The 21,545-nt window shown below is 61.8% G+C and carries 18 protein-coding genes; 2 read left to right on the top strand and 16 right to left on the bottom strand.

The window, feature by feature from the left end; genetic code table 11:
• Nucleotides 1-337 precede the first annotated feature (337 nt).
• Nucleotides 338-733 carry a YkvA family protein gene (locus tag ACXJKE_RS21155; RefSeq protein WP_457282622.1) on the bottom strand — a complete coding sequence of 132 codons (396 nt, stop codon included), beginning with the start codon at nucleotides 731-733 and terminating at the stop codon, nucleotides 338-340.
• Between the two features lie 651 nt (nucleotides 734-1,384).
• On the opposite strand from ACXJKE_RS21155, the gene ACXJKE_RS21150 reads away from it, so the two are divergent.
• A complete protein-coding gene (locus ACXJKE_RS21150) occupies nucleotides 1,385-2,386 on the top strand; it encodes a sigma 54-interacting transcriptional regulator (RefSeq protein ID WP_457282556.1) in 1,002 nt (333 codons plus the stop codon).
• Between the two features lie 35 nt (nucleotides 2,387-2,421).
• Complete coding sequence (locus ACXJKE_RS21145) at nucleotides 2,422-2,961, top strand: SPOR domain-containing protein (RefSeq protein ID WP_457282555.1); 540 nt, start codon at nucleotides 2,422-2,424, stop codon at nucleotides 2,959-2,961.
• A gap of 4 nt (nucleotides 2,962-2,965) precedes the next feature.
• On the opposite strand, the gene ACXJKE_RS21140 is transcribed toward ACXJKE_RS21145, so the two are convergent.
• From ACXJKE_RS21140 to ACXJKE_RS21070, 15 genes are all read right to left on the bottom strand, one after another.
• Nucleotides 2,966-3,250, bottom strand: coding sequence for a DUF6150 family protein (locus ACXJKE_RS21140; RefSeq protein ID WP_457282554.1), 285 nt, complete (start codon nucleotides 3,248-3,250; stop codon nucleotides 2,966-2,968).
• A gap of 60 nt (nucleotides 3,251-3,310) precedes the next feature.
• Nucleotides 3,311-4,138, bottom strand: coding sequence for a hypothetical protein (locus tag ACXJKE_RS21135; protein WP_457282553.1), 828 nt, complete (start codon nucleotides 4,136-4,138; stop codon nucleotides 3,311-3,313).
• A gap of 80 nt (nucleotides 4,139-4,218) precedes the next feature.
• The gene (locus tag ACXJKE_RS21130) at nucleotides 4,219-5,352 is read right to left on the bottom strand and encodes a hypothetical protein (protein WP_457282552.1); all 1,134 of its coding nucleotides are present in this window, start codon (nucleotides 5,350-5,352) and stop codon (nucleotides 4,219-4,221) included.
• Nucleotides 5,353-5,417: 65 nt separating this feature from the next.
• Nucleotides 5,418-5,801, bottom strand: a complete 384-nt coding sequence (locus ACXJKE_RS21125; RefSeq protein WP_457282551.1) for a hypothetical protein — start codon at nucleotides 5,799-5,801, stop codon at nucleotides 5,418-5,420.
• A 110-nt stretch (nucleotides 5,802-5,911) separates the two neighbouring features.
• Nucleotides 5,912-6,718 carry a hypothetical protein gene (locus ACXJKE_RS21120; protein WP_457282550.1) on the bottom strand — a complete coding sequence of 269 codons (807 nt, stop codon included), beginning with the start codon at nucleotides 6,716-6,718 and terminating at the stop codon, nucleotides 5,912-5,914.
• Between the two features lie 94 nt (nucleotides 6,719-6,812).
• On the bottom strand, nucleotides 6,813-9,008 hold the full coding sequence (locus tag ACXJKE_RS21115) for a GNAT family N-acetyltransferase (protein ID WP_457282549.1): 2,196 nt from the start codon (nucleotides 9,006-9,008) through the stop codon (nucleotides 6,813-6,815).
• Nucleotides 9,005-10,156: a type VI secretion system protein TssA gene (gene tssA / locus ACXJKE_RS21110; protein ID WP_457282548.1), complete on the bottom strand. Its 1,152-nt coding sequence runs from the start codon at nucleotides 10,154-10,156 to the stop codon at nucleotides 9,005-9,007. The genes ACXJKE_RS21115 and tssA overlap by 4 nt, the downstream gene beginning before the upstream one ends.
• The gene (locus ACXJKE_RS21105) at nucleotides 10,153-14,127 is read right to left on the bottom strand and encodes a type VI secretion system protein (protein ID WP_457282547.1); all 3,975 of its coding nucleotides are present in this window, start codon (nucleotides 14,125-14,127) and stop codon (nucleotides 10,153-10,155) included. Before ACXJKE_RS21105 ends, tssA begins: the two co-directional genes overlap by 4 nt.
• A gap of 1 nt (nucleotide 14,128) precedes the next feature.
• The gene (locus ACXJKE_RS21100; protein ID WP_457282546.1) at nucleotides 14,129-14,881 is read right to left on the bottom strand and encodes a DotU family type IV/VI secretion system protein; all 753 of its coding nucleotides are present in this window, start codon (nucleotides 14,879-14,881) and stop codon (nucleotides 14,129-14,131) included.
• Nucleotides 14,882-14,892: 11 nt separating this feature from the next.
• Entirely contained in the window at nucleotides 14,893-16,365 is a 1,473-nt protein-coding gene (gene tssK, locus ACXJKE_RS21095; protein ID WP_457282545.1) for a type VI secretion system baseplate subunit TssK, read from the bottom strand.
• Nucleotides 16,366-16,376: 11 nt separating this feature from the next.
• Nucleotides 16,377-16,847, bottom strand: a complete 471-nt coding sequence (locus tag ACXJKE_RS21090; protein WP_457282544.1) for a hypothetical protein — start codon at nucleotides 16,845-16,847, stop codon at nucleotides 16,377-16,379.
• A gap of 2 nt (nucleotides 16,848-16,849) precedes the next feature.
• A complete protein-coding gene (locus ACXJKE_RS21085) occupies nucleotides 16,850-17,248 on the bottom strand; it encodes a DUF4150 domain-containing protein (protein ID WP_457282543.1) in 399 nt (132 codons plus the stop codon).
• 3 nt (nucleotides 17,249-17,251) lie between these two features.
• Entirely contained in the window at nucleotides 17,252-17,830 is a 579-nt protein-coding gene (locus tag ACXJKE_RS21080; RefSeq protein WP_457282542.1) for a DUF3540 domain-containing protein, read from the bottom strand.
• Entirely contained in the window at nucleotides 17,827-18,834 is a 1,008-nt protein-coding gene (locus ACXJKE_RS21075; protein WP_457282541.1) for a pentapeptide repeat-containing protein, read from the bottom strand. The genes ACXJKE_RS21080 and ACXJKE_RS21075 overlap by 4 nt, the downstream gene beginning before the upstream one ends.
• Before the next feature lie 83 nt (nucleotides 18,835-18,917).
• Nucleotides 18,918-21,539 carry a DUF2169 domain-containing protein gene (locus ACXJKE_RS21070; protein WP_457282540.1) on the bottom strand — a complete coding sequence of 874 codons (2,622 nt, stop codon included), beginning with the start codon at nucleotides 21,537-21,539 and terminating at the stop codon, nucleotides 18,918-18,920.
• Nucleotides 21,540-21,545 lie beyond the last annotated feature (6 nt).

Here is a 21,545-nt window from a genome sequence, read left to right as displayed (position 1 = left end):
TGCTGTGCTTGTTTGATCGCAAGATACGCTGCAGTAATACCTTTGACAAGGCGGTTGCTACTGCCCCGCGAGGGATCTTTTCGTCTTCCACATTTTGTGACGTTTGTCAGGATTTTCAGTGTGACGACTGACAGAGGGAGCGTCATCAGAAATGCAAATTTTTGGGCGCCCGTATGGATACAGATGGTGACATCGGCGCGGCCTGTTTGCGACATGTACCGCTGGAGTACACACCCCGGGCTATAACGGAAGCGCTACATGCGAGCGGCCGCCTTGCCGATTTGCTTTGTATTGCACTGGATCAAGGGACCTGCGATTGAGCGGAACGGTGCGGGAGCTATAACCTCGGCTGGACAAGCCAGATCCACAAAGCCGCGGCGAATCCGATCCAGATCAGCACGATCACGAACGCGGCAATCCGGCTGCCCGGCTTCGCACCCTGCTCCTTCACCCAATCATCAGCCCGGTTGCGGCAATCGGCGAGCACCTCTGGAGGCAGGAGCCTGATGGTCAACCAGATCAGCCCCGGGAGCAGCAAGGCATCGTCCAGATACCCGAGCACCGGGATGAAGTCCGGAATGAGATCAATGGGACTCAGCGCATAGGCCACGACGAAGAGCCCAAGCGCCTTCGCATACCAGGGCGTTGCCGGGTGCTTGCCGGCGAACCAGAGCGTCAATCCATCGCGCTTGATCCGCCTGGCCCAATTGTCGAGTTTGCCGCGCACTGTCATGCGCACAAGCATGCCACAGCGATTGGAATGATCACATCGATTGCAACGATTCCGTCGATTTGCAGACTGTCGTTTACCAGGGCCCGTCGAGGATCCGGGGAAAAGTATTGAGTTTTGCGAGCCGATCCGTGTATGCCCTACCTGTCAGTTCTGACAGGGGGATGAGGGTTGTGATCGGAGCGATTCGAAAGGTCACAGGCTTTGGGAATTTCCAAAAAACCCGATGCTCATTCGCGAGTTTGTAAGGCGTAATAGGTATCGACGATCAGACAAGAGCAGTCATCGCCACACAAGGTTTGTCAGAACTGGTCAGCACTGGAAAACGCCAGCCTTATTGGCGAAAGGCTGTCCGGTTGACCGTGAAAAGAGGCAAAAAATTCCTGGGGGAATCACCGCACCTCGAATGCAATTCACACATTCTGCTTACAGAAGTTTGAAGCTGAAATTCAGTGAATAGTTGCGTCAGCCTTCAGTGCAGTTCAGCAGCCAGGTCAATCACGAATTTTCGGTACTAATTGCTCCTGCAATTGGAGGATGTGAGGGGTTGGCAATTCTCTTATGTTTGCGCTTCCAGGCACTCGGTTTCTTCTTGCTTCCTCGCGAAAGCAGGCAGAAGCCCCTGAAGTAGCCGCAATAAAACGGGGGATGTTGATGAGTGCAAGATTCGGCTTCCAGTTGCTGGGATCTTCGGAATCCCTGGCGAAAGTGCGTACGCAGATCGAGCGTGTCGCCAGAGTTGATGCGGCGGTTCTCGTCGAGGGTGAGACAGGCACCGGAAAGGAAATGGTGGCACGGGCCATTCACTACGGCAGCAAGAGGGCCGACCGCGCTTTTGTTCCGGTCAATTGCGGCGCGCTGGCCGAAACCCTGGTTGAAAGTGAGCTCTTCGGTCACGAGCGTGGGGCTTTCACTGACGCAAAAGTTGCCTCGCTCGGGCTTGTCAGCGAAGCCGGTGGCGGCACACTTTTCCTTGACGAGGTCGACGCGCTCAGCCTCAAGGCCCAAGCCGCACTGCTGCGCTTTCTGCAAGACGGCAGTTACCGCCGCGTCGGCGGGAGTTCGACCAAACAGTCTGACGTTCGTATCGTCGTGGCCAGCAACGCCAACCTCAACGAGCTTGCCGAAGCACGCCGTTTTCGCAAGGACTTGCTGTATCGCATCAACGTGTTATCGGTCTATCTGCCAACGCTTTGCGAGCGTGGCGACGACKGGATCGAACTTGCCAGGATTTTCCTGACGCGGCTCGGCCACCATCACGGAAGGCCCCAGGTTCGCCTGACGCCGGCATCGATCGCATTCATCCAGAGCTACACGTGGCCCGGTAATGTGCGTGAACTCGAAAATGTTGTCCAGCGAGCTTTCTTGCTCAGCGACAGCAACGAAGTCGATATCAGCCAGGCAATGTCACAGCCCCGCGGCGAGCGTTCCGCTGCCGCCGAACCGGAGGTCTTTCGCACAGCCAAGCAGCAGGCCGTCAAGGAGTTCGAGCGGCTGTATGTGAGCCGCTTGCTGATGCAAACCAACGGCAACCTGACTCAGGCGGCACTGATCGCGGGACAGGATCGCAGCGCTTTCGGACGGCTGGTGCGCAAACACAGTCTGAGCCCCAGCCGGGTCCAGGCCACCACCGCAGCCCGCGCCGGTGAAGCCTGAGTCCGAGCGTGCTTGCGAAGTACGGACTTGTCCTGTTGACCCTGGTATTCGGCATGGTGGCCTTCGCCGCCGGGTTGCTCGCGCCTTCCTCATTCAAGGAAGGTGCGGCAAAAATAGTGCAACAAATCGGAGCGAAAATCCCGGGCCGTGCCGATCCCGGCATACCGGCGGCTTCCGCACCCGCCGCGACATCTGGCAGCACACCGGCGGCTGCTGCCGCTTCTGCAGCCGCTGCGGCCCCAGCAAGCGCGCCGGCCGTCGCGGCGTCATCACCCCTGCCTGCGGCCAGCCTGATATTGCCGACAGTGGCCACGGCCTCTCCAAGCTTCGCGCTGCAGGCCGCACAGTTTTCGACGGCGCAGCCCGCCAGCCAGCTGGCTTCGTCAATACAGGCACAAGGTGTCACCAGCACGGTCGTGCTGATGGGCGAGCCCGAGGGCGGTTCATGGTCAGTGGTCACCGTCGGGCGTTTTGGCAGCGCGGACGAGGCACTGTCCCAGCGCAACTACCTCTCGCTCAAGCTCGGGCTGCCACCCAATATGGGCACCATCTCACTGCCGCCCCCACCCAAATAACAACTCAGCGCAGCAAGTGCGCTACCGGGTGCCGCTGCAGTTTGTTGACCCAACCAGCCTGGCCGTAGGTGTCGACATAGCAGACCACGAGCTGTGCCATGCCGAGCGAGCAAAAGTAGACGTACAGGTTCGCATCCTGCTTGGGGGCCATGTACCAAAGCCACGGGCGGGTGGCCAGGCCCCAGCTGCTGACCCGGTGCACGAGCAGGTCGGCCTGGCCGAGGTCACTGACGAGCGCGACACGGATGTTGGCGTCACCCATCGTGGGGGATTCATAGATGCGCGGCATGTATTTCTTTGTGGTCGGGGTTTTCCTGCCGCCGCCGGCGAGCGGTCTGCCGGATCGGGGTCATTTGTTTTTCAGACCGCCGGCGACTTCGGCACGGCACTTCACACAATACTCCATCGCGTGACCCGCACTGACCTCGCTGGTGGCGTGGTGGTGCACATTGGTCAGCGCGCCGTGCTGCTGGACGTCGTTCCAGGCCAGGAACGACGACTCCTTCGCCGCGTACTCGTGCCAGCTGTCCATGCCGGTCATGCTTTTGGCAAGGCCGTCGAGCGTAGCCTGGCGTTGCTGCATGAGCGTGCCGTGTTCCGCAATGCGGGTTGCCTCGGCCGCCTGGTACTTGCTCATGAGCAGGTTCTTGCGCGCATTTTTGGTGTTGGCGCCGAAGGTCGGTGCAGCTGCCGGCACATAAGCCGGTACGGCTGGTACCAGCCCGGCCGTGAACGCGTCGAGGTGTGCCGCCGCATGAGTGTTGCCGCGCTGGTTCAGCTCCTGGTGTGCGGCGATGAGGCTGTGCCCTTCGGCGCAGGAAAGCCCGCGTTTGTCCTCAGCCGGAGTCTGCTGGACATGCCGGTCCATGAGTTTTTGTGCAAGCGGATGGGCCGCGTGGTTGGCCTTCATATAGGCCACGCGGGTCTGGTATTTCGGTACGCCGGCGCCTCCATGCGGGACCGGTGTTTTGGCCCAGGCGGTGTTTTTTCCAGTCACAGACAGCGAAGCATCACCGCCCGTCAGGCGCCCTCCGCCAGGCGCTGTGACCGTCATCGTCGCATGCACGAGGTCTCGCGGCGGAGCAGCGGTGGAAGGCGATGCCGTACGCGTCGTCTTCGGGCCTGACTGCGCTGTGACCGGCTTGGACAGCGCTGGCGTTTGTCGTTTGGATGCCATGGTTTACTCCTTTGAAAGCCTGGGGATGGCCGGTGCCAGAACGCTGAAACAGCATTGACGGCCCGGCGAATGCGCGTATTTCATGACCGATCCACGCGGAACGGCTCTGATACGTATTGAGTGATGTCGCGCGCGCTCCCGCTGGCGGGGGGAGCTTTGGAGGCTTTCCCGCCAATCTGTGAACCGTCATAGCCGCCGCCGGCAACCGCATTTCCGGCTTCCAGCGCGGTACTCCTGCGCGGCGAGCTGGGCTGAGCAGGATCAAGCGTGCGCGTCCCGCCGACGCTGATTGCCAGCGCCTGGAGGTGTCGCCGCACGACGGCTTTTTCTGCCGGTTTGAGCGCACCGTAGACCTGGGCGAGGCGCTCCTTGGCCTGGTTACGATCATCTTCCCAGGTTCCAAGCGCGCGCTTATCCTTGAGTTTTTCTGCTCCCTCTGCCCGGCTGGCCAGCGCGCCGGGAGCCATTGTCAAAACCGTGGCGGCCGCGGCAGTCACCGCCATGGCGGCGGGCGTCATCTCCGTGTCCTGCAACGCGGCCATTGAGGCCGCCCGCAACATATCATGCGCGGCAGCCTGACCGGTGCTGCGGACCCCGGAACCGCTGTGCCCGGCAACGGAACCGCCCGGTCCACTCAAAATAGTACGAGCGGTATCTGTTCTCGCACCGTCACCCGCCTCCATCATTGGTCTTATATTGCTTTCCGGGAAAGTAGCGTGAGAAAAAGCTTTCCAGGAGGCTTCTTCCATGGCCGGCATGGCTGACATGCCCTTGGCATGTTTCACCCTCTTTTGCAACTTGGGAGTCATGTCAGTCACGACGAACGCCTCGTGATAGCCGCTGCTGATCCCGTGGCTCGTCGGGTTGGAAGCGTAACGGAAGGCTCCTTTGGGAAACGCCTTCGATCCGACGACCATATCTACTACCTGGGGCCGAAACCCGTCCTTGGCCTGCATTGGTGTCAGCGTGCGATCTTGCGAGGCCTTATAGGCCATAACATTGCCAAGCCATTGGTCGGTGCCCTGACGCCAGCTCTTTTTAGTGGGCATACCCATGAGCGCCAGGTCGCCAAGCTTGCGGGGTTTTGCCTTGCCGACCCTCTGGATCGCCGCCAGTTTCGCCACCTTTGCAGCCTTTGCCTTTTGGGGGGAAGGCGGGCCCGGCAGATGGGGCAAGGTCTTTCTGGACTTCGTCAGTTTGGTCGGCTTAGGCATCAGGCACTCCCGAGGTCAGGGCAGCGGACCTGACACCGCAGGCCCAGCAGTCGAGCTGCCGGCGATCAAAAAGGCTTGAAGCCCGTGTAATGGCCCTTCTTCCTGAGATCAAACTTCATAAACGACGGGCCCCCAATCTGCTGGCTGCCCGTGATCTTGCCCTGGCTCACTGTCGTGTGATGCACCTGATCGGTGTACTCGTGAAGCACATCGTTCTCGATGAAGGACTTATGAAGCGAATCTTTGGTTGAAACACCCGATGTATTGGCCGGAATTTTGTTGCCTGCTGCCAGCCGCCTCTGCGTCAGCTGCAAGGCATTCATCACCCCGCCGGGCCCTCCCACCGGAGTCATATGCTTGGTCAACGCGTTGACCATTGCCCTGATCTTGTCGCAACCCGTCAGACCCACGAAGCCCAAACCCTCTTTAAGCAATCTTTGTTTTGCCATGTTGCACTCCTTAAAAAATTTAAACCATTCGCTGATGACTGACCGAGACCCAAAGCCCGCTTACACCCATCCTCATGAGGCTCATGACACTTCAGGCGGATACGCTGCCATCAGGATTTTTTTGGCCCCTTACCTTCAGCTTTAGTGCTCATTTTTTTGTACATGTCGGCAAGTGCCGCGCGCCGCTCGGTGACAACGCCCACAAGATGGCTTTCATGCGTCGAATCGATATGACCGGTGTTCTTGAGACGCTTTAGCATGTCGAGCTGTCTGTCCATGCCCCACTCCGCGTCCCGTCTCGGCACCACGCCCTTCTGCGATGGCTTGTCGAAGGGCCGCGGATCATGGAGTGTCGGTTTTCCGAAGAGAGTCGATTCCGTCGTCGTCGCACCGAGCTCGGCTTGGATCGCTGCCGCATAGTGATCCTGCGTTGTTTGCATCCTGCCCGCGAACGGCACCATTCCGTGGTGCGCTTGCAGCAGATATGCGCGAAAGTGCTGGGCAGCTTTGCTACTGCCGGTGGTGAGCTTGCGGCGGTGCTGGGTTTCATTCATCGCCGCTGCAGGCAGCCGCTTGCTCAGTGCCGCCCCACCACCGCTCTTTCTCGAACTGCCCACAGGCTGATGCAGTGAATCTGGAGTCATGTGGTCGACCTCGACCGATGCGCCAGACGGTGTTCTTTTATAGGTTGATTGTTGCGCGTGGGTTCCGAGCACCTGCTTGACACGTTTGACCGGCGGAAACTGGCCGGGCACCGGGCCTAGCTGCTTCTTGGCGGCAAGGTCGGCGGGTTGGCGCCGGGACATCGCAGCCGGTGCTGCGGCGGCCCCGCCGCCAGACGCACTGGCCGCTGCGTTGCGCGCCAACTTCGCGGCGCGGAGCGCCATCGCAGACAGGCTGGACGCTGTTGCAGCCATTTTTCCCGCACCCGCTGCAGCAGGCGGAGCCGCACGCGCGATGGTGAGGCCTGCGCGCCTCGCGGTAGTTGGTGCTGCGCGAGCTAGCAGAAATCTAGACAGCATGAACACTTCCCCCTATGAGAGTTTGACCGGTCACCAGCGGCTCTCCGATGCAATCGCAGATCGCCGCAAGGCGTAATTCGAGTTCGTCATTGGTGCAGGCAAGCGCCCCAGGCAGCGCGAGGTGCATGAACCGGTAACCCACATCGTCGCCACGCGACTCGTGCCCGAGCGTGTCAAACCCGGCTTTCTCAAGCAGCCGGTGCGAGCGCGTGTTGCCCTCGTGTACCGAGGTGAACAGGTGCCGTACCGGTCCGCCGGCGAGGCTTGCCGTCAGCAATCGCACCGCACGCGCACCAAAGCCAGTGCCTTGATGATCGACACCTATCCAGAAATGGATATGCGCCATATCAGCCTCGCGGCGCAAACCGACGGCACCGACAAAACCGAAATTCCGGTGAACCACTGCATATTCGGTCCCCTCGCTGCCGCCTACATGGGCAAGATAGGTTTGCGCCTCCGCTTCACAGGTAATTGGCGGCAATCCGGCCACCACGGCGATGTTCGGGTCCCGGTATTGATGCAGCCATGCCGGGATATGCAGGACATCAAGTGGCTCGAGCGAGAGCTCATCGTCGCGCATCGCGTCGGCTTCATACCAGTTGCTGGCCTGCCAATTGGCCAGCCGGCGCTCCAGCAGCTCATGCATGCCTTGCGCCTCAGGGTGACCGGCATCCAGGCGCAGACATTCCCGTACGACGCGCAATGCGGTGGCGCTGCGCCCGGTTTCCGCCTCCAGTCGCGCACGCAGCAGCAGCTGATCGATGCGAGAAGCCGTCGGCGAATCGCTGTCGGGAGTCGCGGCGAGCACATCACGTGCCAGCGCCCACTGACCCACATGCACCAGCAGGCCTGCAAGGCCAAGCCCCGCATCACAACGCTGACGCGGTGTCATCTGCTGCCATGTGCGTGCCAGGCTGCGATGCAGTGTTTGCAGTGCACCTTCGTCCGCAGCGTCCAGCAGGCGAAGATCAAGGCTGTCGAGGATGGATTGGAGAGCCCAGGGATCATGACCCGAGCAGCGAAGGCGAAAATTGATTTCGTCAACGCTCCCCACAGGGCTGTGGGGAGCCCCGTGCCACCAGCGCTCCGCTGGATGGTCTTCATCTACCGTATCGATCAGACTGCTCCAGCTTGCGGCATCCATGCCGATGGCATCGTCGCGGCAGGCCATATGCTGAATGCATCCCGATGCGCCCCACTCCAGATGCGCAACATGCGCTCCAGCGCTTTCCTGATGCATCCCAAGTGCATGAAAATTGGCGGGGAAGTACAGTTCGCCAGGAGCGAGTTGCTCAGGAAGCGCCATGCAGTTAAGCCTGATCTGCCGCTCATCGGCGACTCCCTGGTCTGCCGCCAGCAGCAAATAGCGCCCGGCAGAAAAATCGGCAAGCGCATCCAGCAAGGACAGTGCGGCGTTTGAAAGTAGAACAGTGGCACTGATCAGGCTGGCGCGGTAATGGCCCAGCAGCGCGGAAGCGGCTGAGGCAAGCTCATCCTCCGCCAAAGCCTGCCATTCAGAAGTCAGCGCGAAACGACCTTCGCCGTCTGGCTGCGCCTGAACCCGCGCCTGCAATAGTTCGCCGTAGTGCACACCGTACAGTTCTGCCGGCAATGCGGAGAACCCGCCTGCCGTCATCGCGACCACCGGGTTGCGTGATCCGAACAAGGCAAAGCGGTTCGCACCGAGCAAAAGCGGGTGGCCGCGCCGAGCCTGCCAGCTTGCCTGGTCAAGCCAGCCGCGCGCGACAAAAGGCTGAAGTGCTGGCTGTTTGAGCAGCGCCAGTGCCGGTTCTTCACCCGCCAGGGGGCACAGCACATACCGGACGGGCCAGCCGAGCATGCCGCAGGCATGCATCTCATCGCGCAAAGTGGTCAACAGCACCGCAGCCAGGGCGCCGTCATCCGGACCCATGTTCAGGATGTAGAGTGGTTGCGACAAGTCCAGGCCACCCAGGCGTTCAAGCCTGCTCCAGTACATAACTACGGCACGCGCCCAGGTGCACCCCAGGCGCGGGCCGGTCAGGGCGGCAGCAATGCCCGAACGCTCCTTAAACAGAAGGGTCGGCAGTTCGCAAAGGTTTTTCCAGACCGAAGCGGCGATATCCATCGCCACTGACGGAGCCGACGGATCAGTCCCCGGGGAAACCGGTACGAGAAGCCCTTGGGGTTCAGATGATGCGATCATGTTTCCTCCCGCGCTGCGGGTGTTTCAAGCCCCACCAATTCGAAGATATTGAGTTGGCCGCCAAGACGGATAAACACCTCCTGGTAGAGCTCGGCCGTGTTGAGCCTTCCCCATTCGATCGCCCGGCGTATCAGGTAGGGCGCCGGGCTGTGCGGATCCATCTTGAGCAGTGTGTCCCCGAGTTGCTCCAGCATGGCGTAGACCTGGCGCCGGTCATCAATGGACCGCGGTACGGCAACGCCGGCCCACGTCTGGTCATCCATGATGGCCGTCTCATCGGATCCCGCGACGGTACCTGGCCCCGGCCCGGATTCGCCGCCTGCGGCCGCCAGCGTTATCCCGCGCCGCTGCAGCTCGGATTCGGCCAATGCGTACAGTTGAGCCAGCAAGCCGGCCAGCGCCGACAGACTCGGTCCGTCCACCGCGAAGTGGCGGTCGATGCTGTCTCTGAGCAGTTGCATCGCACCGAGCGCATCATTCAACTGCTGGTGCAGCGCCTGATACCAGGCCAGGGGCGTCGCGGCCATCGCTGCGGTGATCGTTTCCGTGCTGGCATGCTCCTCCTCATCAGCGCTGTTAGCTGCGGCCGCGGCGGCCGGGGCCAACCGTTCGCGGTGCATGGCAACTTCCCAATCGGCGAGGTTGTAATTGCGATGCATGCCCGTTGAAGTCATGGCGAGCTGCTTGAGCACAAACGGCAAACGGTTGTTGAGCGAACGCAGGATGTTGGCTCGGTGTTCGCCGCCGGAGTCAGCGTCCTGGGGATAGAGATCGTCCCAGTAATCACGCAACAAGCCATCAAGCAGCAAAAGGCTGGGAGCTATCGCGGAAAACCCATGCTGGTTCACTTCGGCCTCAAGCAGCCAGGCAGCGACCTGCAGGTCCTTGGATTTGGAACAAAGGGCCTCGGTGGCGACACGGCTCACTACTGGCCAGTCCGCTCGCTTGAGCTTGTGCTCCCACGGACCCAACGGCAAACTCGCATCGTCCTCGCGTCTGGCGTTCTGGATGGTGTTGTAGACACCATTGCCTTTAACCGAATAACCGGCGGGATTGCCCGCGTCGATCGGGTCGAGCAAGGTCTCGAGCGAACATCCAAGCCGTTCGCCGAAGTAACGCTGTGATCGGGTCATCAATTCAGTGTTCATGGTTTTGCTCGCTTTTGCGTGGAAACATCTTGCCGCTGCGGTGCAGACCTGGGAAAAGGTCCCGGCCAGACCAGGCTGGTACTGGCCTGGGATTTCGGATCGGTGCCAGACAGGGTCAAGCCGAGGTAGAACGTGGCCTGGCCCGTCGTGACTGCCGGGGCTGTTGTGGGTGTCGCCTGGGTCGTGCGCTGTATCGGCACACTGAATTCGAGCAACGCCTTGCCCGGCTTGAGGGGATCAGCCGGTCGTGCCGGCACAGGCTGGTAGCGCTGCAGCATGCGCAGCAACGCCCAGTTCCCGCTTTCAGTGAACGAAGCTGTGCTGCCTTCGACCCGGTAGCCACTTTGCACCGGGTATGCGGCCGGTCGCCAAACAGACAGCTCGGCCCAATTCAGATCAAGCGCGAGCACCTGGCCGTAGCTCCAGTCCACGGTCGGCGGCTTTCCACCCGGATAGCTCGCCACCCGAGAACCTGAGCTCACAACCCAGCTCACGACCTGTTCACTGCCAGGCGACTCCTGGGGTAGCGCACGGAAAGTGATGTCGAGCTTTAGAGGCTGCGGTGCTGCGCCTATACCCAAGCCTGGCCGCAGAAACTGATCGGCTGCATCGAGTTCACTGAGGAACCCGCGTGCCGAAACGACCCAGCCAGGGGTGCTCAGGCCGGACAGCGACTGTTGCAGCGATTCGCGTTGCGCGGCGTAGTCACTGAAAAAGGTCTGCACCTCCGCCAGCGAGGCGTCCGGACTGCTGGTTTCGCCGAACGGGAATCGCCCCTTGAGCCGGCTGTTGAAGCGTTTGGCCAGGGCATCGTAGGCAGTGGTTGCCTGTTCGGTACGACGGTCGACACAGCGCAGGTTCAGTTGCGCAATCAGGTCGCGCCGCCTCTCCGAGAACATGTCGTTCCCGTAGTCGGCTGGCTGGTAGGCCGCCAGCACCTTGCCGCAGTTCGCATAGGTGAGATCGGCAATGGTCTTGAGGAAAAGCGTGTCGAGAGCGCCAACTTGCTTGCCCGGGTCCTTGAACTGCACGTAACTGGTGACCTCATTGATCGTATTACTCCAGTACGGCAAGGTTTGTGCGTTGTCGCGCTGCGCATCATTGACGCCGTCAGTGTTGCGCAACAGATTCACGAAAGGATCAGCGTAGCCAGCGAGTACCTGAGCGCGCGCAACCTGCCGCGCGAGGTAGTCGCGTATCACCGGCGTGGTGCCCAGGTTCACGAGCAGGCCGTCGGCAGGACCGGCCTCGGGGTCATAAAGCCGGCTGCCACTCACAAGGCCTGAAACGCGGCCGAGAGCATCCGACGAAAAGTCCCGCGCGCACTGTGAAACGCGTCCAGCGCTCGCGGTAAAGCCGAACTGGGTATAGAGCCGCAGGTTGCCGATCAGCGGATCCAGTGCGCGCGAAAAATCACCACTCAGCTGCAAAAGCTGCTGGTCTGCCGCCGAGACCGCGTCAAGTCCCTGAGGCACGAACAACTCAGTTGCAGCCGACTGCGCCGAGCGCATCGCGTCATTCATGACCTGCTCAAGCTGCGCCCTCGCAAGCCGGTCGAACAGCGGCTTGCTGGTTGCCGGCGCACCGAGAGGCGGCAGTCCCTGGCCTGCTGCGAATCGCTGGTAATCAGCAGCGTAATTCATGGACCGGCCGAGGTCTGCCAGGCGCCAGCCCGGCGCTGAACTCACGCAGGCGAAGGCCTGCGGGTTCCGGACCTGCATGAAAGTCTGCTGTAGCAGGCTTTCGAGGCCGCGTACCTCTGCCGACAGTGCCGGATTCATGACGAGACTCTGGCCCTGTGCGATGAGCAGAGGCCCGTAGGGCGAAAGCTGCATGCCACGCAGCACCTGCATGGCCGGGTTGTAGCACCTTGCCTCATCAAAACCGCCGTCACCTGCCAACAGGTCTTTCGGATAGCTGTACTGCGTCACGAGGGGCGACAGCAGTTGCCGCAGTTCCTTCGCGTCATCGGCGCAGGGGTTGTTGTTCGGGTCCGATGGTACCCATGATTTGGCGACCCAGATCAGCCATGAGGTGAACCGCCTGGTGTTGTCAACAAGCGGCCCTTTTGCCGGATCAACCCTGGCCAGGAGGCTGGGGCCCATCGAGGCCTCAGCAAGCAAATCGACATGCAGTTGCCGGCTGGAATTCGCCAACTGGCGCGCCCAGTTGCCGCGCGAACGCTCGGGCACATTCACCACGCCGCTGTAAGGCACCTGCTCGAGCGAAGCGGCAACCACGCCGCCGGGCCGCGCCGCAGCAAGGGGCAATCCCGCTCCGTAGACGTAGAGATAAATCAGGTTGAGATCATCCAGCTTGCGGACGGTGGATTCGGCGGGTATAGCAGTCAAGCGTGCGAAACGCTGGAGCTTGTCTTCCAGGTTGTTCACCTCCAGCGCAAGCACCTTCAGGTTGGCGCGGGTTTTGGCATACGCCGAGTTGTTGACTGTGATACCGGCAAGCGTTGGCTCGGACGCTACGACCAGACCAGCGTCGAGCCGCGCGACCCGCGCCTGCAGGCCGCAAGCCAGCGCCGGAAACACCGTGCGTGCCATCACGGTACTGGAGACAGCCTGCACCGCGTTGTTGCTGGCACGCCGATCGACCCAGGACAACGGCATCGTCGCGAACACCAGGTCGATATCGAGGGCCGAGGCCCGGGACAGTGCATCGTCAATCAATGGGCGGCCGGCGCAGCTCTCCTGTGCACCTGCCAGCGCCTGCGACTGGTAGAGCGCGGCGATGCTGCGACCCAGACCATCAACCTGGCGCTGCAGCCGCCAGCCCGATAACACCAGTGCCAACAGCAACAACCCGGCCAGCACGATGCAGGCTTGCTGAAGCCGCAGCAGCCCCGGCTCACGCGACCAGAATGACGCCCGCGTGGCGCGCGCCAGTCCGCATTCCCCCAGCGCCTTTTGCGTCAGGACGTCTTCGGCAAACGAGACATCGGCACGCGGCATGCCTGCTGACGCGCCGGTGTCTTCGGTGCAGCCTGTGAAATAGACACCTCGGCACAGTGCAGGCTGCGTCGTCGCCGTGTCGTGAAAGACCTCGGCCAGGTAATCACGCAAGGGCGCATGCAAACGCTCGAAATGCCTCGGAAACAGAAAAAACGCATCAGCGTCGGCAATCTGCTCCTGCGCCGCAGCGGCCTCTACCTGGATTTCCTTGAGTCGTTCACCGATGTCAACAAATGCCTCGTCAATCCACTGTACCGGGCCGGACTGCAACAGGCCGTCGCGCGCCGACCAGCCGAACATGCTTTCCCTCTGCGAACGCCCCTGCAGACGCCAATACGGAGCAAATCCATCGACCGCGTCGCACTGGCTGACGATCACGTAGACCGGCAAAGCCAGGCTGGTGGCGGCACGCAGGTCGTCGAGCTGTCGCCGGGCATCGAGCGCGAGTTGAAGCACACTCTCACGGCCCATGCCCAGCAAGTTACGGGAGGAAACCACCAATAGCGCCCCGTCAAGTGCACGTTCGGGGCGCAGGTGGACGAGTCCGCGCAGTACGGCTTGCCAATCTGCCGCGTCGGATCCGGTTTGACCGGCAGCGCTGAGCTTGCCTTGCGGGTCTATGAGTTCACCCTGTGCCAGGCTGTGCCAGGCTGTGTGGGGGACGCCGGCGATCGTCGCCGCCTGTGCGTCTGGCCGTTGCCGGACCTGTCGCAACGAAGCGATCAAGCTGCTTTTACCAGCGCCGGCCTGCCCGATCATGATGACCCAGGTTTGCCGGTAGCGCTCCCGTGCGGTTCTGGACAGCACGGTCCGCAGCCCGCGCAACCAGGCCAGGAACGACTGCCAGCGCGTTCGCCAGAAACTTCCCTTCAAAACGGGCTTGATGGCACCGGCCGCAACTATCAATTTGGCCTGGCGCGAGCGCACTATCAACCAAAGCACCAGGATTCCGAGTGCACTGGCGACTGCGGCAAGCACGCCAAACCAGATACTGCTGATGCTGCTCATCTCAGACACCCGCAACCTTGACCAGCGGCTGGATCAGCCATAGCCAGAGCGCCGACGACATCAGCACGAAGCCAAGTGCATAACCCATCGCCAGACGCAACCACGGGCGCAGGGGCGCGACCCGCGCATCGGCAGTCGACTTGACCGTGTGTTCATAGGCTTGCACAAACAGCCTGCCGTCAGACTCTGCCGGTCGGCCGTTGACAAAACGGTACAGTCGCTGGCGCAGTGTGTCCAGGAACAGCTGGCCCTGCGTGCCCCGATGCATTCCCTTGAACCCAAGCTGCAGCGCGAGCAGAAAGCAGGCAGCGAGATCGCGATGCAAATGGGATCGGGACACCACAGCCAGCACCTGCTCCGCCATGTCGAAGAAGCGGCGCCCAGCCTGGCGCGAACCGAACTGCCGGTGCTCAAGCAAAACCTCGAGCCAGGCATCCTGCGCCGGCCACGAGAGTTCAAGGATGAAAATCTCGTCAGCCAGCACCACCATCACATAGCTGGCTGCCGTATAGGCGCGTTGCTGCGCTTCACTCGCGGTAGCCCGCATATCGCGTGCCTGGCCGGCCAGAAGGTCGGCCAGGCGCAGGCTCACACGGCCCGCGAGTTCGGCCGGCTCGGCCGGTGCCGCACCAGAGACCCCCAGGTAGGCTTGCAGCGACCCGCGTTCGCTTTCCTGCCGCACGCGCGCAACCTCCTCATAGAACTGCGCAAAGCAGCTCAGGAGCGGCATTTCGGGCATAGCAGCAGGCTGCATGGCTGCGTCTTTCAGGTCCGCGTGCCTGCAGCGCGCGCACGATAAAGCAGAATCATCGCGGGCGGGGTTCCCGGCGACTTCTTGTCACCGCTAATGACGAGGTTTTGCCCTGGGCCGAACAGCCTGGTATCGCCTTCTTTGAGCTGCAGGACCTGGTTGTCGATCGCGAACAAGGCCGCTCCCGAACGCAGGTTGCGTTTCGCCAACTCCTCAGCGGTCAAGAGGTGCGGCCTCGCGGTCACGCGCAACCGGGCTGCGGCAGGCAGCAACGCCTCGCTCGCGATGCAGGCGTCAAGCAACCAGCGTTCCATTGACGCGCGTCCATCGGCCCCCAGGCCCTGGCCGCCTTGCGGCCTGAGCTCGACAAGCAGTTGTTCACCCGCGTCAGGAGGCAACACATGTGTAAAAGTACCGTCGGCATGGCGTTCAAACGGCTGCAGCTCGAAACTGGTATTGATATAGCTGAGCTTGCGTACCACATAGTCCAGCGCACGCCGGAACTGTGGCGAACAGTCATCGTGCTGATAAGCGTCCAGCACAGGCGGGATGGGATTGGCGCCGAACGATGCCATCGTGCCAAGCAGGAGCGCCAGGCTGTCGTAGACCGCGCGCGGGCTCGACTCGGGGCGCTGCACGATGAGGCTGAACTGCGGCAGCACGGCAGCCAGCCGTCGGGCCATCTCCAGGTGCTTGCGGAAATGGGCGCCCTGCAATTCATCGTCCTCGGGGCCGTCGCTTTCCCGGTTAGCGCCCAATTCGCGCAGCTTGAGCCACAGCGCTTCATTGAGCAGCTGGAGCCGGTGCCGCAAGCCGGTTGCCTTGAGAAAATCGCCGGCCTGCCAGCACAGCATGGGCGGGTGGTAGGGCTTGAATTCGACATGCCTGTTTTCTTCGCGCCGGAACAACTCGAACAAGGGACAGACCTCGTAGCCGGCCGGGGCTGCAACTTCGGCTGACAGCGAGATCGCCGGCCGCAGGCGGTCGACCGGCACCGATCCGGTCAGGGTGTTCTCGTCAAGTGATACCAGGCCGTGCACAACCTCATTGCGCGCCGGTGTCGTATTCCAGTGATTGGAGGCGTTGCCCCGCACAGGCATGATCAGCGACAACCGCACCCCATCCGGCGTGCGCTGCAACTGCGCGGTGACATCAAGTTCGAGCGCTTTTCCGGTGTACGAGCCGGGAAACACAACCGGCGTGCCGTCTGGCATGATGCATTCAAGCCGTTTGATTGCGACGATACCGGCCTTGAGCTTCACCATATCCAGCTGCAGCAGGCTCAACCCCCAGAAATCCGGCGCGACGCACGACAGCCGGTACCTCAACTGCTCCTGCCAGTAAACATCGCTCTGCTGGAAATGCTGGGGTGACAGCAACATCCCTTCGATCCACTGGACACTGTCGGGCAAGGCCGGACCGGCCGCAGCTGAGAACGGCTTCGCTGCGGGCTGGGCGGCTTTAGGCGCTGAAATGGTTTCGGGCATGAGTTCTCCAATCATGAAAGGCAGCTCGTATAGCTGATCTGCGTGCTACGCAGGGTGATCAATGCGCATTTGTAGGCAGTGATGTTGGCGACAGCCTGACCGCCGGCGCTCACATAGCTTGCGTAGCTGTAGACATAGACGGCCTTGCCATAACCAATGGGCAGGGGCTGGTTGGTGACCGTGCTGCCAGGGACAACCTGCACACCAAGCACTGCGATGCCGCTGGCCAGACCGGCTTGCAGCGCGTCGCGATTGGCAAACCAGTCGGGTGAGGTCTTCGGCAAGACGGCCGCCGCGTTCTTGTCGAAGACAAACACCAGGTCGACCTCGGTTCCCATATTCTGATTGGCATCGAGTTCGGCGACGATGTTCAGCGTCTTTAGCGGCGTAGTAGGGCTGTAGCCCAGCGCGTAGCTGATAAAACCGCAGCCGGAAACAGCCAGCAATGCCGCTGTGCCGAGAAAAGCGTTGACGATGCGCATGATCATCCCAGCACCATCACGCATACCTGCGAAGGTGTGATCGACATGCCGATCGCGTTGCCTATCATGCCGTTCTGCCCGACCACACTGGTCAGCCGTGTCGCAAACACACCGCCCATCGCGACCTTGAAGCTACCCATGAGGTATCGGTCCGGCCCAATTTCCATGCCCGAAACCACGCCCAGGTTGACGCCAGGCTCGTCGCCGTTGCTCAACGTGCCCTGCGTCACCAGGTTTTCAGCGAGTCCGCCGCCGACGATCACGCAGGTCTGCGAAGGAATGTGCGAAATCGTGATGACGATATTGGGAAACGGAATGGGCACCGGCCCCACCGGCGTAGGCACCAGACAGACGTCGGGAAACGCGAAATTGATGACGCAGAGGTTCGTGTTGGCGAACATGGTTCATCCCAGGCTGATGCGTTCAGCATCGAGCTTGATGTCTTCTTCGGCCGTGACCAACGCTTGCCGCCCATGGAGCCGCAGCAGCGCCGAGGCCTGCATGATCCCGTGCTCGACACGCGTTACGAGATGGCGTGCCGACTGCACCATGGTCTCACTGACGGACGCCAGGAAATCCCTTGCGTTGACGCTGACGGAGCCGCTGGCCGACGTCAGCTCGACGTCACCAAGACAACGCAGTGCGATTTGACGGGTGCAGGCCAGCTCAAAAGCTGGCTGGGTGATCGCCATAAGCTCCGCACCCGGCACGGAAAGCTCGGCACGGCCTGCGCCCGGCGTGTCCGCGGCCGGCTGCGGACGCAGCAAAATATGGGTCACAAACAAGCCCGAAGCACTTTGCAGCACGGCCACCGTGTCACCTGGCAGGGGTGTGAGCAGGCAGGAAACCGCTTGTAACGCAAGCCGGCCGTCCGCCAGCCGCCACTGCGCTTGTCCGAGTGACCGGCCTATGCTCGCCTCTCCCCAGCCGTGCACGGTTGCGGCGCGCACGGGAAGGTCAAGCTGTTGTGTTGCCTGTTTCATGCTGCTTCCATTTCAAGTGAACGTTTTTCGGCGGCAGCGCGCGCCTCCTGGGTACCCAGGGCGGCGGCTACGTTGGCACCGGTGAAATCGGCACCGGTCCAGACCGCACAGTGAAAACTCGTACGGTCGAGCTTGCAGTACCGGAAATCCAATGCCCGGCCATTCGCATGCGCGAACTGGGCAAACTGCAAGTCCGATCCCGCGAAAACGACACTGTCAAGCCTGCTGTGATCCCAGATCGTTTTCACCAATCCGGCTCCGCGCAGCGAAACTCCGTTGAGTTGGGCTTTTTGCAATACCGCACCCTCGAGTTGGGCGCCGTCAAGATTTACCCGGTCAAACTTCGCTTTTACGAACTGGCAGCGCGTAGCGTCAATGCCGTTCATCAGCGTCGCACTGAAGCGGGCTTCGGCACAATTCGATTCACGGATGCTGGCGCGGCTCAGATCAGCACCTGAAAAATCGGCACCCTGCAAAGTGCAACGCAACAAGCTGGCACCGGCCAGTTTCTGCCCGGCGAAGTTGGCTTTGATAAACAGGCTGGTGCTGGCACGCATGCCAGCGAGCCTGGCTTCCTGCAGTTGTGCTTCGTTCAGGCTTACCTGCTGCAATTCGGCACCCTGCCAGTCGCTGCCGCCCCACTGGCAATCCGCAAATGCGCTGCGCAGCAAGCGCGCCTCAATCCAGAAAGAGCCGCCGATGTCGCACTTCGTCAACATGGATTTCTCAAGGCTCGCACCGTCCCAACGACTTTGGCGGAGGTCACACTGACTGAAGGCCAGCATTGTGCCGGCCGTACCACGCCAATCGCTACCAGCCAGGCGGCTCTGGCAAAATGCGGTGCGGCGCAACCCGGCATCGCAAAAGTCGGCCGCGCCGAGTTCGCAATCAATAAAGGACGCTCCCTCCAGCTGGGCACCGGCCCAATGCGAACCCGCCAGCTGGCAGCCGCTGAAAACCGCACCTGTGAAATCGTGGCCGCTTGCATCAAGTCCGGCCAGCATCTGGCCACGCACCGGACGGCCAAGCCGCACCAAGCGCTGGATCTCGGCCCAATCCTGGGCGGAGGCCTGGCTGTAAATTCTGCTCACGCGAGCCTCCTGCGCGCATCCAGACGTACACCGCGTGTGTCCGCATCAACCAGGCAGACCTCGGTGAGTTCGGCTTCATACAGGCTGGCGTCGCGCAGATCGGCTTTTCCAAAGTCAGCCTTTCGCAACAACGCCTGGTAGAAGTCGGTGCCCACGGCACTCGCACCGGGCAGTTGTGCCTTCATCATGAGCGTGCGCGGCAGGCAGGCACCGTCAAGGCTGGCGGCACTAAGGTCAGCCCGACTCATATCGCACGCCATGATGAAAGCGCCGTCGAGCCGCGCACCCTGCAACTGGCTTTGCGTCCAGCTTCCGCGTTCAGCGCGCAATCCGGACAGGTCGGCGCCACGCCAGTCGCTGTCATTCCCCTGGACCTGGACCAGTCGGGCCTCCCTCCATTTACTGGCCGACAGGTCGGAACCGATCAGTGCACTTCTCTGCCATCTCGAACCCGAAAAATTGGCCCCCTGGGCCTGCAGCTTCCAGGCAACACATTTGTTGAACGAGGCACCGCACCAGCTACTTCCAGCCAGTTTGGCCTGGTTGAAAATTGTTGTATCCAGCGTCGCGCGATCGAAGTTTGCGCCGCAAAGATCTGCATCGTCGAGTTGAGCGGCTGACAGGTCGCAATCGGAGCCGCAAGCTTGTGTCCAGGTCGCCTTGGAAGCACGGGCCGAACAAAGACTCGCCCCGCGAAAACTCGCTTCGCATGCGTGGCTGCTGCAGAGATTGGCCTCATCAAGGTTGGCCTCATCAAGTAGTGCGCCATTGAGCCGCGCCTGCGTCAGTACAGCGCGACTCAGGTTACAGCCGCGCAGGTCGGCACCGCTGAGGTCGGCGTACTCCAGCATGCATCCGCCAAGGTCAAGGCCCGCAAGTATGGCACCGCGCAGATCCGCGCCGGCAAGGTCGCGGCCCGCAAGATTTTCTCCGGCCTTCGCCCAGGCCAGCACCTGCGCCCCCAATAGCGACGCGACAGCGGGCGACAGCGCCTGCGCGGGCGACAGCGGGACGGGAGACGCATGGCGGGCTTTGCTTTTGAGTTGCGCGGCAGCCATAAGGTCGGCATGTTGGGATGGCGTCGCGGCCAGCGCGAGCGGCGCCAGTGCCTCTCGTGTCGCCGTACCATCGGCGCGCTGCAACACCTCCGTCCAGAGCGGCCCGGACTCCGGAGCATTTCCATGCTCCCCAGCGGGAACATCCGTCTGCCCCGTCAGTACCTGTAGCTCTGCTAGCTGGTGAGTAAATGCTGCCTGCTGTGCGGCCGCGTTTTCGCGGGTACTGGCCACCAGCTTTTCGACGCTGTGCATCAGGCTGGTCAAGTCCATGTCGCCGTCGGCCAGGGCCTTCGCCGACGGTGTCTGGAGCAGGGGCGGCCCGGCTTTTGGCGGCTCGTAGCCCGCGGGCGGCTTCATGCCGCTTTGTTGCCAAAATTCACGCGTCACTTCGTCAAGCACGTCCTGGCGTTTTTTCAGTGCCGCTTCGGCTTCGGCGGCAGCCAGCGCGGGATCGACTGGATCGAGCCGCGGCGCGAGTTGCGACTCGTTGAGCGCATGCAACGGTGCAGTCTTGGGGTCCAGGCGCAGCGTGAGCACTTCCGCGTAATGGTTCAAGGTACGCGGCGTTTCGGCCGCGCCTTCGTAAGCCAGCATCAATACCCCAATGTCCAGTGCATCGCTGTCGGTGATCTGCATCTCGCCCCGCCAGGCCGCAACACCGAGTTGCTGTTCGGGCAGGAACCAGACCGTGTCCATGCGCAGCCCGATTTCAGCCAGCGAAGCGGGAGAAGCGTCCTTTTTGAGCGCGAAAGCCTTGACGCGCTGCTCAGGCAGTGCGCCCCGGATGGTCTCAATCTGCGGATGCATCCCCTGTAACAGGTAGGCTTCGCCGCCCGCGAAAGGATTCGCGATGCGCTGGTCGGCGGCAGCCTGGTTATAAAGCCGCCAGTCAAGATCTCGCGGCAAGCCGGGATAATCCTCGCGCAGCCAGCGTTCATCGTAAGTACCGGCATAGCGCTTGCGAGGCACCCAATCGATAGGTATGGGCCCAAGTCCAGCTGGGGGATAGCGACGCCCATGGCAGTCAACGGGCTGAGCGGCGTACTCGACGTTCGGCATAACCCCTTCGTTCGCACCGGCCATTGCGGCGAACCGGTTGCCGTCATGGCCACAGCCAACCGGATTGGCTTCGTAGCCCGGACCACCGAAGGCATGTGCGAAATCAAGCGGCATGTGTACAAATTCCGCAGGCTGCGAGATGCCAAAGAGCGGCAAGACGCCATAGCGCCATTGCCTGTCGCCAAAAACCGCCAGACGCTTGTCGATGGAGCCGACTTGCAGCCGTGCTTCCATATGCTTCACCGGACGATTTCCCGGTGCGCAAGCGCGACCCAGCACCATGGCCTCGGCTCCGGTCTTAGGCATCGCCTCGTCCAGCGCCTGGCCCGCCGGCAATGCGGCCAGTACCCGGGCCCATTGCGGGCCCTCCATGAGAAAGCGCTGCGGCCTGACTTCACCCAGCGGAAAGAATCCCAGCGCCGTCAACACCAGGCGGTTTATGCCGGATTGCCGGTATGTCTTGTAGAGCAGGCCTAGGCTCAAGGGCTTGATGATCTTCATGGCGGC

It is taken from the genome of Polaromonas sp. P5_D5 (genome assembly GCF_054049435.1).
This window is presented reverse-complemented; position numbering and strand designations above follow the sequence as displayed.

Bases quoted from the DNA above. Each gene is read 5' to 3' on its own strand.
- tssK (WP_457282545.1), bottom strand. From the start codon at position 16,365: ATGCCCGAAACCATTTCAGCGCCTAAAGCCGCCCAGCCCGCAGCGAAG.
- ACXJKE_RS21125 (WP_457282551.1), bottom strand. From the start codon at position 5,801: ATGGCAAAACAAAGATTGCTTAAAGAGGGTTTGGGCTTCGTGGGTCTG.
- ACXJKE_RS21075 (WP_457282541.1), bottom strand. From the start codon at position 18,834: ATGCTGGCCGGACTTGATGCAAGCGGCCACGATTTCACAGGTGCGGTT.
- ACXJKE_RS21070 (WP_457282540.1), bottom strand. From the start codon at position 21,539: ATGAAGATCATCAAGCCCTTGAGCCTAGGCCTGCTCTACAAGACATAC.
- ACXJKE_RS21080 (WP_457282542.1), bottom strand. From the start codon at position 17,830: ATGAAACAGGCAACACAACAGCTTGACCTTCCCGTGCGCGCCGCAACC.
- ACXJKE_RS21140 (WP_457282554.1), bottom strand. From the start codon at position 3,250: ATGCCGCGCATCTATGAATCCCCCACGATGGGTGACGCCAACATCCGT.
- ACXJKE_RS21155 (WP_457282622.1), bottom strand. From the start codon at position 733: ATGACAGTGCGCGGCAAACTCGACAATTGGGCCAGGCGGATCAAGCGC.
- ACXJKE_RS21135 (WP_457282553.1), bottom strand. From the start codon at position 4,138: ATGGCATCCAAACGACAAACGCCAGCGCTGTCCAAGCCGGTCACAGCG.
- ACXJKE_RS21100 (WP_457282546.1), bottom strand. From the start codon at position 14,881: ATGCAGCCTGCTGCTATGCCCGAAATGCCGCTCCTGAGCTGCTTTGCG.
- ACXJKE_RS21115 (WP_457282549.1), bottom strand. From the start codon at position 9,008: ATGATCGCATCATCTGAACCCCAAGGGCTTCTCGTACCGGTTTCCCCG.
- ACXJKE_RS21090 (WP_457282544.1), bottom strand. From the start codon at position 16,847: ATGCGCATCGTCAACGCTTTTCTCGGCACAGCGGCATTGCTGGCTGTT.
- tssA (WP_457282548.1), bottom strand. From the start codon at position 10,156: ATGAACACTGAATTGATGACCCGATCACAGCGTTACTTCGGCGAACGG.
- ACXJKE_RS21085 (WP_457282543.1), bottom strand. From the start codon at position 17,248: ATGTTCGCCAACACGAACCTCTGCGTCATCAATTTCGCGTTTCCCGAC.
- ACXJKE_RS21130 (WP_457282552.1), bottom strand. From the start codon at position 5,352: ATGCCTAAGCCGACCAAACTGACGAAGTCCAGAAAGACCTTGCCCCAT.
- ACXJKE_RS21105 (WP_457282547.1), bottom strand. From the start codon at position 14,127: ATGAGCAGCATCAGCAGTATCTGGTTTGGCGTGCTTGCCGCAGTCGCC.
- ACXJKE_RS21120 (WP_457282550.1), bottom strand. From the start codon at position 6,718: ATGGCTGCAACAGCGTCCAGCCTGTCTGCGATGGCGCTCCGCGCCGCG.